The organism is Mycobacterium europaeum (genome assembly GCF_034555895.2).
Classification (GTDB): domain Bacteria; phylum Actinomycetota; class Actinomycetes; order Mycobacteriales; family Mycobacteriaceae; genus Mycobacterium; species Mycobacterium europaeum.
The window spans coordinates 213,571-228,620 of sequence record NZ_CP157315.1; the positions used below are offsets into that span (position 1 = coordinate 213,571).

Annotated in this window: 16 protein-coding genes; 11 read left to right on the top strand and 5 right to left on the bottom strand. The window is 65.8% G+C overall.

Going from position 1 to position 15,050, the window contains the following annotated elements:
• Positions 1 to 6 precede the first annotated feature (6 nt).
• From U8D42_RS01145 to U8D42_RS01170, 6 genes are read left to right on the top strand one after another with little or no spacing between them, the layout of a single operon-like run.
• Positions 7 to 1,266, top strand: coding sequence for an MCE family protein (locus tag U8D42_RS01145; protein WP_322860958.1), 1,260 nt, complete (start codon positions 7 to 9; stop codon positions 1,264 to 1,266).
• Positions 1,263 to 2,285, top strand: a complete 1,023-nt coding sequence (locus tag U8D42_RS01150; RefSeq protein WP_322860957.1) for an MCE family protein — start codon at positions 1,263 to 1,265, stop codon at positions 2,283 to 2,285. The genes U8D42_RS01145 and U8D42_RS01150 overlap by 4 nt, the downstream gene beginning before the upstream one ends.
• On the top strand, positions 2,285 to 3,403 hold the full coding sequence (locus tag U8D42_RS01155; protein ID WP_322860956.1) for an MCE family protein: 1,119 nt from the start codon (positions 2,285 to 2,287) through the stop codon (positions 3,401 to 3,403). The genes U8D42_RS01150 and U8D42_RS01155 overlap by 1 nt, the downstream gene beginning before the upstream one ends.
• Positions 3,400 to 4,827 (top strand): MCE family protein, encoded by a 1,428-nt coding sequence (locus U8D42_RS01160; protein ID WP_322860955.1) that lies wholly within the window; start codon positions 3,400 to 3,402, stop codon positions 4,825 to 4,827. The genes U8D42_RS01155 and U8D42_RS01160 overlap by 4 nt, the downstream gene beginning before the upstream one ends.
• Positions 4,824 to 6,089 carry an MCE family protein gene (locus U8D42_RS01165; protein ID WP_322860954.1) on the top strand — a complete coding sequence of 422 codons (1,266 nt, stop codon included), beginning with the start codon at positions 4,824 to 4,826 and terminating at the stop codon, positions 6,087 to 6,089. Before U8D42_RS01160 ends, U8D42_RS01165 begins: the two co-directional genes overlap by 4 nt.
• Entirely contained in the window at positions 6,090 to 7,835 is a 1,746-nt protein-coding gene (locus U8D42_RS01170; protein WP_322860953.1) for an MlaD family protein, read from the top strand.
• A gap of 57 nt (positions 7,836 to 7,892) precedes the next feature.
• On the opposite strand, the gene U8D42_RS01175 is transcribed toward U8D42_RS01170, so the two are convergent.
• The 3 genes from U8D42_RS01175 to U8D42_RS01185 form a co-directional block, all read right to left on the bottom strand.
• The gene (locus U8D42_RS01175; RefSeq protein ID WP_322860952.1) at positions 7,893 to 8,414 is read right to left on the bottom strand and encodes a hypothetical protein; all 522 of its coding nucleotides are present in this window, start codon (positions 8,412 to 8,414) and stop codon (positions 7,893 to 7,895) included.
• A 123-nt stretch (positions 8,415 to 8,537) separates the two neighbouring features.
• Positions 8,538 to 9,137 (bottom strand): hypothetical protein, encoded by a 600-nt coding sequence (locus U8D42_RS01180; RefSeq protein WP_322860951.1) that lies wholly within the window; start codon positions 9,135 to 9,137, stop codon positions 8,538 to 8,540.
• Positions 9,134 to 9,811 (bottom strand): hypothetical protein, encoded by a 678-nt coding sequence (locus tag U8D42_RS01185; RefSeq protein WP_322861021.1) that lies wholly within the window; start codon positions 9,809 to 9,811, stop codon positions 9,134 to 9,136. The genes U8D42_RS01180 and U8D42_RS01185 overlap by 4 nt, the downstream gene beginning before the upstream one ends.
• A 319-nt stretch (positions 9,812 to 10,130) precedes the next feature.
• On the opposite strand from U8D42_RS01185, the gene U8D42_RS01190 reads away from it, so the two are divergent.
• Positions 10,131 to 10,514: a hypothetical protein gene (locus tag U8D42_RS01190; protein WP_208859369.1), complete on the top strand. Its 384-nt coding sequence runs from the start codon at positions 10,131 to 10,133 to the stop codon at positions 10,512 to 10,514.
• Positions 10,515 to 10,517: 3 nt separating this feature from the next.
• Here the strand turns inward: U8D42_RS01190 and U8D42_RS01195 are convergent, their stop codons facing one another.
• Positions 10,518 to 11,120 carry a TetR/AcrR family transcriptional regulator gene (locus U8D42_RS01195; RefSeq protein ID WP_085242367.1) on the bottom strand — a complete coding sequence of 201 codons (603 nt, stop codon included), beginning with the start codon at positions 11,118 to 11,120 and terminating at the stop codon, positions 10,518 to 10,520.
• A gap of 109 nt (positions 11,121 to 11,229) precedes the next feature.
• Between U8D42_RS01195 and U8D42_RS01200 the strand changes: the two genes are divergently transcribed.
• From U8D42_RS01200 to U8D42_RS01215, 4 genes are read left to right on the top strand one after another with little or no spacing between them, the layout of a single operon-like run.
• Positions 11,230 to 12,012, top strand: coding sequence for a hypothetical protein (locus tag U8D42_RS01200; RefSeq protein ID WP_322860950.1), 783 nt, complete (start codon positions 11,230 to 11,232; stop codon positions 12,010 to 12,012).
• Positions 12,009 to 12,815 carry a hypothetical protein gene (locus tag U8D42_RS01205; RefSeq protein ID WP_322860949.1) on the top strand — a complete coding sequence of 269 codons (807 nt, stop codon included), beginning with the start codon at positions 12,009 to 12,011 and terminating at the stop codon, positions 12,813 to 12,815. The genes U8D42_RS01200 and U8D42_RS01205 overlap by 4 nt, the downstream gene beginning before the upstream one ends.
• Positions 12,815 to 13,393 carry a cytochrome c oxidase subunit 3 family protein gene (locus U8D42_RS01210; protein WP_322860948.1) on the top strand — a complete coding sequence of 193 codons (579 nt, stop codon included), beginning with the start codon at positions 12,815 to 12,817 and terminating at the stop codon, positions 13,391 to 13,393. Before U8D42_RS01205 ends, U8D42_RS01210 begins: the two co-directional genes overlap by 1 nt.
• On the top strand, positions 13,393 to 13,677 hold the full coding sequence (locus tag U8D42_RS01215) for a cytochrome C oxidase subunit IV family protein (RefSeq protein WP_322861020.1): 285 nt from the start codon (positions 13,393 to 13,395) through the stop codon (positions 13,675 to 13,677). Before U8D42_RS01210 ends, U8D42_RS01215 begins: the two co-directional genes overlap by 1 nt.
• A gap of 1 nt (position 13,678) precedes the next feature.
• On the opposite strand, the gene U8D42_RS01220 is transcribed toward U8D42_RS01215, so the two are convergent.
• Complete coding sequence (locus U8D42_RS01220) at positions 13,679 to 14,974, bottom strand: cytochrome P450 (RefSeq protein WP_085242363.1); 1,296 nt, start codon at positions 14,972 to 14,974, stop codon at positions 13,679 to 13,681.
• Positions 14,975 to 15,050 lie beyond the last annotated feature (76 nt).

A 15,050-nucleotide genomic window follows, 5' to 3' on the forward strand; every position in this document is an offset into this window, starting at 1 on the left:
ACGGCAGTGACGCAGAGTGTCCCAGCGGGTCGCGCGATCGCCGGGCGACCGCCGCGCGCCGGCCATGCGCATCCGCCGGCCGGACGGAACTATCTGCCGCCCCTGGTCGGGTTGCTCACCGTCGTCGTCATCGGCTTGATCTTCGCGTTGGCGGTGGGCCTGTTTCAGGGCTCGTTCACCGAAACCGTTCCGGTGACCGTGATCTCGCAACGCGCCGGCCTTGTCATGAACCCGGACGCCAAGGTCAAGATGCGCGGCGTGCAGGTGGGCAAGGTCGCCTCGATCGAATCGCTGCCCAACGGGCAAGCGGCCATCCACCTGGCGATGGACCCGTCGCAATTGCGCTTCATTCCCAGCAACGTGCTCGTCGACATCGCGTCATCGACGGTGTTCGGCGCGAAGTCCGTCCAGCTGGTCGAACCCGCCCAACCCTCGGCCCAGCGGCTGCACGGCGGTCAGACGCTGCAGGGCCAGCACGTCATGGTCGAAATCAACACGGTGTTCCAGGAATTGGTGTCGGTCCTGGCGCACATCGACCCGCCGAAGCTCAACGAGTCATTGGGTGCGCTCGCGCAAGCGTTCAGTGGCCGGGGCCCACAGCTTGGCCAGTCGCTGAGCGACCTGGATTCGTTCCTGGCCAAGCTCGAGCCCAGCCTTCCCGCTTTCCGGCATGACCTCTCGGTCTTACCGGTGGTGTCCAACGCCTACGCCGACGCGGCGCCGAACCTGGTGAAGACCGCGTCCAATGCGGCCCGCATCAGCAAGACGCTCGTCGACGAGCAACACAACCTGGATGCGTTGTTGATCAGCGCGATCGGCCTGGCCGACATCGGCAACGACGTGTTGTCGACGAACCGCCAACGGCTGACGGATGCGCTGCATCTCCTGGTGCCGACCACCGATCTGACCAATGAATACCACGAGGTTTTCACCTGCGGATTCGGTGGCCTGATCAACATCGCGCACGGTCCGCCGTTGTCGGAACCCAGCATCAACATCTCGTCGAGCATCGTGTGGGGCGGGGAACGCTACCGGTATCCGACCAACCTGCCCAAGGTCGCGGCGACGGGCGGCCCGCAGTGCATGGGCCTGCCGAACCTGCCGTTCAACACCAAACCGAAGCAACTCATCACCGACATCGGCGCCGACCCGGTGGGGTACGGAAACCCACAGCTGCTGATCAACTCCGATCTCCTCAAGCAACTGTTGTACGGGCCGATCGCCGGGCCGCCGCGCAACTCCGCCCAGGTGGGGATGCCCGGATGAGAACGCGCGCCACGCTGATCAAGTTCACGATCTTCGCGGTCGTGATGGCGATCCTGACCGCCTTCCTGTTCTTCATCTTCGGCCAGTACCGGACGGGTGCGACCAACGGGTATTCGGCGGTGTTCGCCGACGTCTCGCGTCTCAAGCCGGGTCAGTCGGTGCGGGTCGCCGGCATCCGGGTGGGCACCGTCAACAGCGTTTCACTGCAGCCGGACAAGAAGGTCGTGGTGAAGTTCGACGCCGACCGCAGCGTCGTCCTCACCGAGGGCACCAGGGCGGCGGTCCGTTACCTGAACTTGGTGGGCGACCGCTACCTCGAACTCGTCGACGGTCCTGGCTCGACCAAGCATCTGCCGGCCGGGGGTCAGATTCCGGTCAGCCGCACAGCGCCGGCGCTCGACCTCGATCTGCTGCTCGGCGGGCTGAAACCGGTTACGCAGGGCCTGAATGCGCGTGACGTCAACGCGCTGACATCCGGGTTGTTGCAGGTCTTCCAGGGGCAGGGCGGGACGCTGGAGTCGCTGTTCGCCAAGACGACGTCGTTCTCAAACACCTTGGCCGACCACGATCAAACGGTGCAGCAGCTGATCGACAACCTCAACATCGTGATCGGCACGATCTCCAAGGACGGCACCAAGTTCTCCGGTGCGATCGACCGCCTCGAGCGGCTCGTCAGCGGGCTGTCGGACGACCGCAACACCATCGGCTCCGCCATCGACGCCCTGGACAGGGGAACCGCCTCGCTGGCGGATCTGCTGAGCAGCGCGCGGCCGCCGCTGTCCGGCACCATAGACCAGTTGAATCGGCTGGCGCCGATCCTCGATAACGACAAGGACCGCCTCGACGCCGCAATCGGGAAGGCGCCAAAGAACTACCGGAAGCTGGTCCGACTCGGCGCGGACGGCGCCACCATCCCGTACTACCTCTGCCAGTTGGAACTGCGCGGCACCGATCTTCAGGGCAGGACAGTGAAAGCCCCGATATTCAGGTCAGACGCTGGAAGGTGTACGGAACCCTGATGCTCAAGTATCGCGGAGTTGGGCTCGTCAAGGCGGGACTCATCGGCGTCGTCCTGGCGGTGATGGTCATCCTCGTCGGCCTGTCGCCCGACCGGTTCATCGCATGGGCGACGATGGTCAGGTACCAGGCGCTGTTCACCGAAGCCGGCGGCCTTGCGGCGGGCAACCCGGTCATCGTGTCGGGCGTGAAGGTCGGCACGGTGTCGGATGTGAAGTTGCATCACGGCGATGCTCTGGTGACGTTCGCGATGAAGGGCAACGTCCTGCTCGGGTCGGAGACTTCCGCGCACATTCGCACCGGCACGCTGTTGGGCGAGCGGATGCTGACGGTGGAGTCCGCCGGCAGCGGCACGTTGCACCCGATGGCGCTCATTCCGGTCTCGCGCACGTCTTCGCCGTACTCGCTGACGGAAGCGGTCAGCGACCTGACAACCGACACCGCCGGAACGAACACCACGGCGCTGAACCAGTCGTTGGACACGTTGTCGGCGACGCTGGACCAGATCGCGCCGCAAATGGGGCCGGCCTTCGACGCGCTCACCCGGTTGTCGCGCAGCCTCAACAGCCGCAACAAGAACCTGGGCGAGCTGTTCAAGAGCGCCGGCGACGTCACCGGCGTGCTCTCCGAACGCAGCCAGCAGGTCAACAAACTCATTCTCAACTCCGACTCTCTGCTCCAAGTGCTGGTGGCCCGCCGACAGGAGATCGTGGACCTGCTGGCCAACACGTCGGCGGTGGCCAAACAGCTGACGGCACTGGTGCACGACAACGAAAGCAAACTGGCACCGACGCTTCAGCGGCTGAATTCGGTGACCGCCATGCTGCAGAAGAACCGCGACAACATCAGCAAGGCGCTGCCGGGCCTGAAGAAATTCCAGATCACGGTCGGCGAGGGCATCTCCAGCATGTACGCCTACTCGGCGTTCGTCCCGAACTTCCTTGCCCCGCAACTCTTCCAGCCCATCATCGACTACCTCTGGGGATTCCGCACCTTCGACACCTCGAAGGGTCCGGGCCACCCGTCACCGTTGCCCCGGGCGCTGACTCCCTGGCCGTACAACGGTATTCCGGTGTGCCCTGGCTGCACGTTGGGCGGCAGGGTCGGAGGATCACAATGACCTCCCGGATTCCCCGTAACAGGGTGATGGCCGCGGCGGCGGTTGTCCTGGTCGGGCTCATCGTGGCCGGCGCCGCCGTGCTCGTCCGCAATGCGGTCTTCGGCCCGAAGACGATCACCGCCTACTTCACCACCGCCACCGCGATCTACCCCAACGACGAGGTGCGCGTCGCGGGTGTCAAGGTCGGCAACATCAAATCCATTCAGCCGCAGGGCACCCAGGCCAAGATGACCCTGAAGGTCGACCGCGACGTGCCGATTCCGGCGGACGCGAAGGCGGTGATCGTCGCCTCGAACCTGGTGTCTGCCCGCTACGTTCAGCTCTCGCCGGCTTATCGAGACAGTGGACCGGTCATGCCCGACGGGGCGGTGATCCCTGTCGAACGGACCGCGGTCCCGGTCGAGTGGGACGAGGTCAAGGCCCAGTTGATGCGGCTGGCAACGGATTTGGGGCCCAAGAGCGGGGTCTCGGGGACGTCGGTGGGCCGGTTCATCGACAGCGCCGCCAATGCGCTCGACGGCAACGGCGACAAGCTGCGCCAAACACTCGGCCAACTGTCGGGGGTGGGCCGCATCCTCGCCAACGGCAGCGGCAACATCGTCGACATCATCAAGAACCTGCAGACCTTCGTCGGCGCGCTGCGCGACAGCAACGTCCAGATCGTGCAGTTCAACGACCGCCTGGCCACGCTCACCAGCGTGGTCAACGACAGCAAATCCGAACTTGACGCGGCGCTGACCGATCTGTCGACGGCGGTCGGCGAGGTGCAGCGCTTCATCGCCGGGACGCGTGACCAGACCAGCGAGCAGATCGCCCGGTTGGCCGACGTCACACAGGTACTGGTCGATCAACACATGGACCTGGAGAACATCCTGCACGCGGCGCCCAACGCGCTCGGTAACTTCTTCAACGACTACAACGCCGACACCGGAACCATCATCGGCGGGTTCGGGATCATGAACTTCGCGAACCCCACGTTCTCGGGTCTGATGGTTCCCCTGCCCGTGCCGGGCTGCACCGCACTCGGCGCCATCGAGAACGTCACCGCCGTGGAATCGGGCAAGCTGTGCTCCCTGTTCCTCGGCCCGGGATTGCGGGTCCTGAACTTCAACAACCTGCCGATCCCCATCAACATCTTCCTGGCGAAATCGGTGGATCCGTCCAACATCCTCTACACCGAACCACGCCTGGCGCCCGGCGGCGAGGGCCCGAAACCCGGACCGCCCGAGATCCCGCCCGCGGTGTCGGCCTACACCGGCCTGCCCGGCGATCCGGTTGGACCGCCGGGGGCGGTGCCGCCCGAACGGATACCGGGCGCGGCGATGCCCCTGCCGCCCCCGCCGTCGACACCGATGCCGCCCCCGCCGCCCCCAGCGCAGAGCACGTCGGACATGCTGCTGCCGACCGATGGACCACAACAATGATCGCAGGGGTAGCGGCGCGTCGGGTGTTCGTCATGGGCTGTTGCGTGGTGGTGACGGCAACGGGATGTGCCTTTCACGGCCTGAATTCACTACCGCTGCCCGGCGCGGTCGGACGTGGGCCGGGGGCCAACATCTACCACGTCGAGATGCCGAATGTCGGCACGATGGAGTCGAATTCGCCGGTGATGATCGACGATGTCGTCGTCGGCAGTGTCGGCACGATGAGGGTGAAAGGCTGGCACGCCGACGTCGAGATCTCGGTGAAGCGCGATGTCGTCGTGCCGGCCAACGTGGTGGCCACCGTCGGTCAGACCAGCCTGCTGGGGTCGATGCACGTGGAGCTCAATACTCCGCTCGGCCAGCAGGGCAGCGGCCGGCTGCAGCCGGGCGCCACCATCCCGCTCAGCCGATCGTCGGCCTATCCGTCGACCGAGCAGACGCTGTCATCGTTGGGGGCGGTCGTCAATGGCGGCGGGCTCGGACAGATCGGGGAGATCATCCACAATTTCTCCGCCGCGCTGTCGGGGCGCGAGGGCGCCGTGCGCGATCTGATCACCCGCCTCGACACGTTCGTGGGAACGCTGGACGACCAGCGCGACAACCTCGTCGACTCCATCGAGGCGCTGAACCGGCTTGCCGGCACGTTCGCCGAGCAGCGCGACGTTCTCACCCAGGCGCTGCAGAAGATTCCGCCCGCGCTCGATGTGCTGATCAAGGAGCGGCCGCGGTTGACGGCCGCGCTGGACAAACTGCGCGTCTTCAGCAACACCGCCACCCGGTTGGTCAACGACTCCCAGGCCGACTTGGTCAAGAACCTCAAGAACTTGGAGCCGACCATCCGCGCGCTCGCCGACGTCGGACCCGAACTCGGCACGGCTATCGCGGCTGCGTTCGTGTTCCCGTTCACCCAGAACTTCGTCGACCGAGCGGTCCGGGGCGACTACTTCAACCTGCACGTCGATTTGGACCTGTCGATTCCACGGCTCAAACAAGGTCTGATGCTGGGGACCCACTGGGGGCAGCTGGACCAGCCGTTGGTACCTGCGCCCGGGGACCCGTATTACCTGCAGTACACCCACGATCCGATGCATGACCCCGTGCGGCCACCGTGGGTCGACCCGGCGAGCCTTCCTCCGCTGCCCGGCCCCGGGCCGGGTGCGGCCCCGCTGCCGGGACCGCCGCCGACCGCGGCCCCGCAGTCCGACGCGGACGTTGGTCAAACCCCGCCGCCCGCAACGGCACCGACGGAAGGTGGCGGGTAGATGCTGACGCGCTTCGTCCGGATCCAACTCGCGGTTTTCGCGGTCGCCGGGACCATCGGCGTGATCGCGATGGTCCTCTACTACATCCAGGCGCCGACCCTGCTGGGCATCGGCCGGATGACGGTGACGCTGGAGCTGCCGGCGACCGGCGGGCTGTACCGGTTCTCCAACGTGACCTACCGTGGGGTTCAGCTCGGTAAGGTCACCTCGGTGGGTCTGACGCCGACCGGTGCGAAAGCGACTCTGTCGCTGAGCACTTCACCGAAGGTCCCCGCGGACCTGAGGGCGGAGGTGCTCAGCGTCTCCGCGGTGGGTGAACAGTACGTGGACTTGCGGCCCAAGACCGATGCGCCGCCCTACCTGCACGACGGTTCGGTAATTCCCGCGCGCGACACGACGATTCCGCAGCCGGTCGGACCGATGCTCGACCAGCTCAACGCCCTGGTCCAGAGCATCCCGAAGACCAAACTCGGCCAGTTGCTCGACGAGTCCTTCCAGGGCTTCAACGGTTCCGGTTACGACCTCGGGTCGCTGATCGATTCCTCACAGGCGTTGTCCCGCGACGCCAACAGCGTCGTCGACCGCACCCGGGCCCTCACCGAAGACACCGGACCGCTGCTGGACACCCAAGCACGCACCACCGATTCGATCAGGACGTGGGCGCGTAGTTTCGCCGGCATCTCGGATGTGCTGGTGAACAACGATTCCCACTTCCGCACCATCCTGCAAAACGGCCCCGAGGCCGCGAACGAAGCGTCCCGGCTTCTCGAACAAGTCAAACCGACGCTGCCGGTGTTGCTGGCCAACCTGACCACCATCGGTCAGATCGGCGTCACCTACCACCCCTCGCTGGAGCAGCTGCTGGTGTTGCTGCCGTCGGCGGTCGCCATCGAGCAGGCCGCCGCGGCGCCAAACCATCCCGAGGGAACGGCCCGGGGCGACTTCGCGCTCACGATCGATGATCCGCCGATCTGCACGGTCGGCTTCATGCCACCCAACACCTGGCGATCCCCGGACGACCTCACCGACATCGACACGCCGGACGGGTTGTATTGCAAGCTCCCGCAGGATTCACCGCTTGCGGTTCGCGGTGCCCGCAACTATCCCTGCATGGGGCACCCGGGCAAGCGCGCGCCCACCGTCGAAATCTGCAACAGCGACAAGCCGTACATGCCTTTGGCGATGAAGCAGCACGTTCTTGGTCCCTACCCACTTGACCCCAACCTGCTCGCCCAGGGCGTCCCGCCCGACGACCGGGTGACCGTCAACGACAGGATCTTCGGCCCGGTCGAGGGAACCCCGCTGCCGCCGGGGGCGGTGCCGCGCGGCTCGCCGGCGGGGCCTCGGGGAGAGAATCCGCCACCGGGCACGGTGGGAGCGGCCGTACCGCCCGTGCCGTCGTCGGGACCGCCTCCGCTGGCGCCGATGTCGAGAATGTCGGCCGACCTCCCGCCCATAGCGCCACTGGACGTCCCGGCAGCCGGGGAGCTTCCCGCTCCACCGGCCGCGCCCGCGGCGCCCATTCCGGCCGATGCCGCGCCCCCCGACGCGGCCGGGGGCGGCGGCCCGCAGGCGGCGCCGAGCGCATTGCGCGGCGGGGCCGGTAAGCCAGCGCCGTCCGTCACCATCGCCCGGTACGACCCGCGTACGGGTCGCTATGTCGGTCCGGACGGCAAGTTGTACCAGCAGTCGGATCTCGTTGCCCCGAAGGCGCCCAAGACGTGGCAGGACATGCTTCCGACCTGAAGCCGCCGCGCGGCGACCGCCTTAAAGCGAGATAGGTAAGTGAGTGGGAGCGCCCGGTCAGCCGATTTTGTCCAGGCGTAACGGCATCGCGATATCAAGCCACTGGTTTTGCCCGCAGGCACCGGAAGGGCCGACCGTCTTGTCTTTTCCGGCGTAGGTCGACGACCCGAGCTGATATCCGCCGTATTCGTTCACCGGGTAGAAGTAATAGGTCTGCTGCCCGGTGAACGCGGTGCCGTCCTCGCACCGCTCCCAGTCCCGCACTTCGCGTTTGACCTTCCACATCTCCCCGTCATTCATATACAGGGGAGCGCTCCATCCCCGGTCGCTGGTCACCGTGCCGTGGCATTCCTGAAACGTGACGCACGTCGAGCTGATCGTCCAGGTCTGGACGACGGTCGGCTCGCCGTAGTACTGATCGTTCCGCTGGGCCCAATCGCCGATCGACGTGGCGCGGAACGTTCCGTTGACGGCCACTTCTTCCTTGGTCGTTGCCCGCGCCATGGATGCCGTGCTCAAACCGCCGAATACGGTGGCGGCGACCAGCGTAACGGCGGTGAGTGGTCGAATCGAACGCATCAGGTGCTCCTCCGCCCGCATTAATCAACCGACATTGTTATGCGGCTTGCGGCTTTTCGTGCAATGAGATTAACACCGCGTCGGCTCCGACAAAATGCCGATTGAACCAAAAACCGCAAGCGGTCACGACAGCGGATCCAATCTCGAGATCAGCCAGGAACCCCTGACTTTCACCACCGTCACCCGGGCGCTGTTCGCGGTTGTCTGCGGTTCTGGCTTCTCCCTGCTTGTCGCGGTCTGGTTGATGAATACCAGCACGACGGCTGAATCCGGGTGCAACTCCGAAACGGCGGCCCGAATAACCTGGGCTGTCTCCGTGACGTGCTTCTGCTGTGCCAGCACGGCGATCTGTTCGGTGAATTTGGTGTAGTAGGCGAGGAAATTACCGGTGAGATAAGACTTCGCCCGGGAAAAATCGCGGTCCAGGTTGTCGGGAGAGTACGACAGCACCGCGACGGAACCCTCTGACGCCGCCTGGACCGCCCGGTGCGCCACCGCTTCGGAAACCTGCTGATCCGGTCGGTACAGAACGACGTACAGCACGGCGGCGACGCCCACCGCGGCAACGACCAACACCGTCGCCAGCATCGAACGCCAGCTGGCCACACACCGGCCGATCCGGCGCTTGGCTCTGCCCTGCCCCGGCGAAGCGGGTGCCGACCCCGCCTCCTCGGACGGCGCCGTGTCCGCGCCGTCCAGCGGCGATTCGTGCTCGAGACTCATTGCAGGAAATCGACTTTCGACATTTTGAGCTGACCACCGTCCCGTGCGAGGACAACGCTGATCCGCCACACGACGGGTGGTCGATGCGTGTTGTCCGCATTGGTGACATCGGATTTCGCCGCGACAAGCACGACCGCCGAATTGTCGCTCATCGACTCGACCGCAACGGCTTCGACGGTGGCCTTGCTGCTGACCTTCGATTCCTCGGTCTGCTTGGCCATGATGGCCGACATCGCAGACATCTGGGCCTTGAAGTCACCCGTGGACCCGTCGATGATGCGCTGGTAGTCGTCCCTGGCATGGTTGGCATCGATCGACATCAGCGCCGTGACCCGTTGCCGGGCTGCGGCGGTGAACTCCGCCGCGAGCTGTTGTTTGTGCACGGTGGAACGGTGCTGCCACACCATGTAACCGCTCGCTGCCAGCGAACCGGAGGCGAGCACGACGCCGACGCCGGCGGCAACCGTTTTCCGCGCCGGGCGCCGGAGCCACCGTGGCCGCCCCGGCAACCGCAGTCGTGCCCGGATCGAGCGTGCGGGGCGCTGCTCGGCAGCGTGGGAGGCGTCGTCGTCGGCGTCCGCGCGCAGCCTGGCAAGGCGTGCCCGAGCCGCCTCGGCGCGCGCTTCGGCCTCGGCAACATCCTCTTCGGTGTCCACGTCCGACACTGGCGCCATGTCGCCGGTGCCCGCCCCTGGGCGCGGCCGTGATTCGTCGGCATCGGCCACGTCCGCCGGGCCGTCACACTGGTCGGCGCCAGGCCGTTCCGGGTCGCGCACGGAGAAGGAGCTTATCACTTCGGACCGGCCCCAACGGCGTCATCGGCCACCGACCTTGCGCCCCCGACATGCGGAAATGCGCACTCGCCAAGGGGGCCGGGCGGGGTGGCGCCGGGGCGGCGCGACGCCGATCGCTTCTGGTTCGGGTGATCTTCTCCAACGAGGAGAATTTTCTTTTCGGGTGTGGCAAAGTAATCGGGTGCGATTCCTCGTGGCAATGGCTGCCGCGTTGGTCGGCGCCGGCGTGCTGGCCGCGCCGCCGTCGCTTGCCGGGCCGACCGTTTGCGACTACCCCGCCTGCACCCCGGGCATCATGCCGCATCAGGTCCTGGGCGCGCCGTGCGAGAACACCACCTACTACGCCTTCGGTGTCGCCGACGGATACGTTTCGTTCGCATCGGAGCCCGGACGGCTGATGTTCTGCGGCTCCCCCAGAAGATACCAGCCGCGGTGGTTCCGGTCACCGCCGATGGCGGGCGTCAAGGAGGAAGGCGCCAGCTGCCAGAATTACCAGAACTACGTCGCGCAGGCGCCCGACGGCCTTTTCCTCATCTGTTTCGCCCACGACGGCGTCATGACCTGGGTCCGCGCCGATACCTAGCCATCACTCGTGGCCTTCGCGAGGCAGACCGAGCAGGCGCCGGCTCAAATCGGTAACCCGGTCGAGCAATGTCTCGTCGTCGATGTCGGCAACCAGCGGGTGCATGACCGCCGTGCTGAGCGCGCCGGAGAACATGGCCGCCTCGATCCGCCCGTCCAGGCCCGCATCGCTCAGCAGCACCCGGTACAGACGGTCCATGAAAACCTGAAACGGCTTGTGCTCGGCCAGCAATCGGACGACGACGGGGTCGAATTGCAGTGTGCGGACCAACCGGCGGTCGCGAACGGCCATCTCGACCACCCGCACCAATAAGGCATCTCGCGCCTGGGGCCCGTCGTCGTATGCCTCGGCCTCCTCGAGGGCCGGCTCCAGCCGGCCGAGCTCGCGCTCGGTAACCGCGATGACGATCTGCTCTTTCGTCCGAAATTGATGGTAGACAGCGGCTTTCGTTATGCCGACGGCATCGGCGATCATCTGCAGCGACGTGCCGCTGACACCGTGTGCGGCGAACAGTTCCAACGCGGCATCGAGCACCCGGGTCCGGGCCGCGCTGTGCTCGATCAGCCGGAATTGGCCACCGGCGACCTGTTGCCGTGCTGTTCCCACCCACCGAGACTAGACGATGCTCTTGACCGGGGCTAGCCGATCGGCTAGCTTCGCTCACTAGCCGGGTGCGGGTGGCGATTCGTACGGGGAATGCGGGGAAGGGGTACCGATGTCCGTCGACGGAAGCGGTGCAGACGATCGCCCAGCTGCGCAAACCCCGTCGCGGCGCACCGACGGCGAGCTGATCCTGTTGTGGACGTTGCCCGCGGCACTGGTCCTCTGGATCGCCGGGTTCCTCCTGTTTCCGGGCTTCAACCCGCCGATGTCACCGACGATGCCCGCGGAACAGGTCGCGGCGTTCTATCGCGACCCGGCGCACCTTCCGGAGATCCGGTACAGCATGATCCTGTTCAACTGGTTCGGCGTCTGCCTGGTGCCGATCCTGGCCCTGATCGTCTTGCAGATCCGCAGGATGGCGCACCGGACACCGATCTTCTCCTACGCGATGCTCGGGTGCGCGGCCGGCGGCCCGACACTATTTCTCGTCGCGAACGTGTGCTGGCTGCTGGCCGCCTTCCGCCCCGAACGCAGCCCCGAGTTGACCCAGTTGCTCAACGACCTCGCCTGGATCACCTTCACGATCCTGGTTCCGTTCCTGATCGGGCAAAGCGTGATTCTCTCCCTGGCAATCTATTTCGACGACCAACCGCGCCCGGTATTCAACCGCTGGGTCGCGCACTTCAACCTTCTCGTAGCGGCCGCGCTGGTGCCCGCGGCGTTCGTCGGCGTCGCCTTGACGGGACCGCTGGCCTGGGACGGCTTGTTGTCCTTCTGGGTGAAGAACATCGCCATCGCCGCCTGGATCGTCGTGATGGGCGTGGTGCTGGGCCGGACCATCTATCGCGAGCGGGCCGAAAGCCGAGGACGGAGAACGGAACTGGTCGAGGCATGAGCGCGGTGATCACGCCGTCGCCGGCCAGCGTCCCGTCGGGACCCCTGCATCAGCGAATCGGCTGGCACTTGCGCCGCGGTCCCAAGCGCGAGCTCTGGCTGGCCTGGGGGATACTCGTCGTCTTCTACAACGTCTTCTTCCCGGTGTTCTTCATCGTGGCACGAGTCCAGCCGCCGCCGCAGCCCACCTGGGACCTCGCGACGCAGGTGCACTGGTTCCACGAGCGCCACCTCGGGATACCGGTTGGCTTTGGCGTCATCTTCGCCATCAGCGGCATGATCGCGATCAACAACGCCCTGATCGCGTACTCGATGCGGCGCATGTCGGTCAGCCCGGCGTTCGCGTATTCGTATCTGATCATCTACTCGCTCAGCGCCGTTCCCGGCATGCTGCTGCTCAACATCGCGCTGATGGTCGGGACGCTGCGGCCCGGGCGCGACCCCGAAGCCGTCGGCTGGCTCTACGACTTCGCCTTCTTGTCGTTCGACGGAACCATGGGCGTGTTCCTGATCGGCTCGCTGATCTGGATGGTCGCGATCCTGCTCGACAAGAACCGGGTATTCCCCAAGTGGTTCGGCTATCTCAACCTGTGCAACGCGCTCACCGAGGTCGTGGTGGCACCGTGCTGGATCTTCCGGCGCGGCGTGCTGGCCTGGAATGGCCAGATCGCCTGGTGGCTGGACATGGTCGTGTTCGGCATCTATCAAGTCACGTTCATCGTCATGCTGTTTCGGATGATTCGGCGCGACGACCTCGGCACCGGCCCGCTGTCCAGCTTGGCCCGCACCCGGGCGGCCGCGTGATGACCGACCTGGCCGACGACGACGCACCCGCCAGGTCTGTGCCCGGGCAGCCCGACATGTGGGCCTTCGTGCTGTTCGAAACCTTGATATTCACCGCCTATTTCGGCTTCTACCTGTTCTACCGCGCCCAAAGTCCCGAACTCTTCCTGCGTTCCCAGGCGCAGCTCGACCTGCGCATCGGGGTTTGCAACACCCTCGTCCTGCTGTTGAGCTCGTGGTCGGTGGCGCGCTGCGTCCAGTCCGCCCGCGCCGGCGCCTACCGGGCCGCGCTGCGAGACGTGGTCGTCACGGCCGCATTCGCCGCGGTGTTCCTGTTCTTCAAGGTGTTCGAATGGGTCCGGTTGGTCCGCATGGGAAACGGGTTGGACAGCAACGACTTCTTCACCTACTACTTCTTTCTCACCGGCATCCATTTCGTGCACCTGCTGATCGGCTTCGTCGCCCTGGGTGTGGTCGTCTACCAGCTGCGCGGTGCGTCGCGACGGGAGCAGGAGATTGTCGAGACCTGTGCGACCTATTGGCACACCGTTGATTTCCTCTGGGTGCTCATCTTCGCGTTGCTGTACGTGGTGAGGTGATCGGGATGAAGTTCAACAAACGGTTGCCGGTGGTATGGCTGATCCTGGCGTCGCTGACGCTGGCCTACCTGTGGATAGACCATTCCGCCGGTGTGTCGCCGAAATCCAGCGCGATCGTCACGTTGAGCGTCGTCGTGATCGCACTCATCAAGGTGCGCATCATCTTTCGCGAGTTCATGGAGGTCCGCAACGCCCCCGTAGCGCTGTGCAGGTTGACCGACGCGTGGGTGATCGTGATGGCCGCCGCCCTGCTGGGCTGCTACTTCGTCGGCACGGCGATCTAATTCAGGCGACCGGCGCCACCGCGTCCGCGGTGGTGAACGTCAGGTGCAGTTCGCTCAACCCGCGCAGGATGTACGTCGGCTCGTAGGTGTAGCGCCGGTCGGCGCTGGGCCCGTGGTGGGCTTCGTCGATCTCGATGTGCGCCATCCGGTCCAACAGGCGCTCGATCGAGACGCGGCCCTCGACCCGGGCGAGCGGTCCGCCGGGGCACGAGTGGACGCCTCGGGCGAAGGCCATGTGCTCGCGCACGTTTCGCCGGTGCAGGTCGAACTCGTGCGGGTTCTCGAACCGGCGCGGGTCGCGGTTGGCCGCACCCGGAAGGACCATCACCACGGTGCCGGCCGGGATCTCGACCCCGCCGATGGTCGTCTTCTTGACGGCCAGCCGCGAATCGCTCTTGACGGGACTCTCCATCCGCAGCGATTCCTCGATGAAGCCGGGAATGAGGCTGCGGTCCTCCCGCAGCTCCTGCTGGATGTCGGGTCGGTCCCCGAGCGCCTGCAGCGCGGCGCTGAGCAGCTTCGCCGTGGTCTCCTGGCCGGCGGCGAAGAGGAACGTGGCCGAGCGGACCACCTCGATGACCGGCGGTGTCGAGCCGTCGGGGTACTTCGCCGACGCCAGCGAGGTCAAGACGTCGTTACGCGGCTCGCGTCGCCGGTCCTCGATGTAGTTGCAGAACTTCTCGTCGAGCCACTCCAGCGGGTTGATACCGACGGACTCGTGGTCCAGCGCGCCCACCCGCGCCTCGGGACGGTCGGCGCCCAACACCTTGCGGAACTCCTTGTGGTCGGATTCCGGCACGCCCAGTAGGTCGGCGATCACCAACGTGGCGAACGGCTTTGAGTACTCGGCGATGAACTCGCACTCGCCGTTGTGCAGAAACTCGTCGAGCTGACGGTCGGCGAGGCGCCACATGAACTCCTCGTTCTGCTTGAGCCGGCTCGGGGTCAGCAGCTTGCTCAGCACCGACCGGGCCTTGGTGTGGTCCGGCGGATCCATGGTGACCATGTGCTCGTTCATCGGGAAATAGCTGCGGTGCCGGTCGATCAGCGCGCTGATGTCGTCGCCCTCGGGCGCAAACGGCAGCGGGGGGAACGGACCGCCGAGCGCGACGATGTTGGAGAACGTCTCGGGGTCCTTGTAGACCTCGCAGGCTTCGTCGTATCCGGTGACGGCGACGACCCCGTGGTGGGGCAGGCGCAGCACCGGGTTCTGGCTGCGCAGGTAGTCGAAGTAGGGGTGCGGATCGGGAACCAGGGACGGATCGGTGAAGAAGTCGATCGAGTCGTAGTCACTCATTGGCTGTGCGTCTCCCTGGGCTGGGTTTACCGGTGGGGTTCGTCGGCATGCGGAACCGCCCCCGTTTCGAGAATCT

Coding starts and splice junctions, on each gene's coding strand:
- U8D42_RS01150 (WP_322860957.1), top strand. CDS start 1,263: ATGAGAACGCGCGCCACGCTGATCAAGTTCACGATCTTCGCGGTCGTG.
- U8D42_RS01155 (WP_322860956.1), top strand. CDS start 2,285: ATGCTCAAGTATCGCGGAGTTGGGCTCGTCAAGGCGGGACTCATCGGC.
- U8D42_RS01160 (WP_322860955.1), top strand. CDS start 3,400: ATGACCTCCCGGATTCCCCGTAACAGGGTGATGGCCGCGGCGGCGGTT.
- U8D42_RS01165 (WP_322860954.1), top strand. CDS start 4,824: ATGATCGCAGGGGTAGCGGCGCGTCGGGTGTTCGTCATGGGCTGTTGC.
- U8D42_RS01170 (WP_322860953.1), top strand. CDS start 6,090: ATGCTGACGCGCTTCGTCCGGATCCAACTCGCGGTTTTCGCGGTCGCC.
- U8D42_RS01175 (WP_322860952.1), bottom strand. CDS start 8,414: ATGCGTTCGATTCGACCACTCACCGCCGTTACGCTGGTCGCCGCCACC.
- U8D42_RS01180 (WP_322860951.1), bottom strand. CDS start 9,137: ATGAGTCTCGAGCACGAATCGCCGCTGGACGGCGCGGACACGGCGCCG.
- U8D42_RS01185 (WP_322861021.1), bottom strand. CDS start 9,811: ATGGCGCCAGTGTCGGACGTGGACACCGAAGAGGATGTTGCCGAGGCC.
- U8D42_RS01190 (WP_208859369.1), top strand. CDS start 10,131: ATGGCTGCCGCGTTGGTCGGCGCCGGCGTGCTGGCCGCGCCGCCGTCG.
- U8D42_RS01200 (WP_322860950.1), top strand. CDS start 11,230: ATGTCCGTCGACGGAAGCGGTGCAGACGATCGCCCAGCTGCGCAAACC.
- U8D42_RS01205 (WP_322860949.1), top strand. CDS start 12,009: ATGAGCGCGGTGATCACGCCGTCGCCGGCCAGCGTCCCGTCGGGACCC.
- U8D42_RS01210 (WP_322860948.1), top strand. CDS start 12,815: ATGACCGACCTGGCCGACGACGACGCACCCGCCAGGTCTGTGCCCGGG.
- U8D42_RS01220 (WP_085242363.1), bottom strand. CDS start 14,974: ATGAGTGACTACGACTCGATCGACTTCTTCACCGATCCGTCCCTGGTT.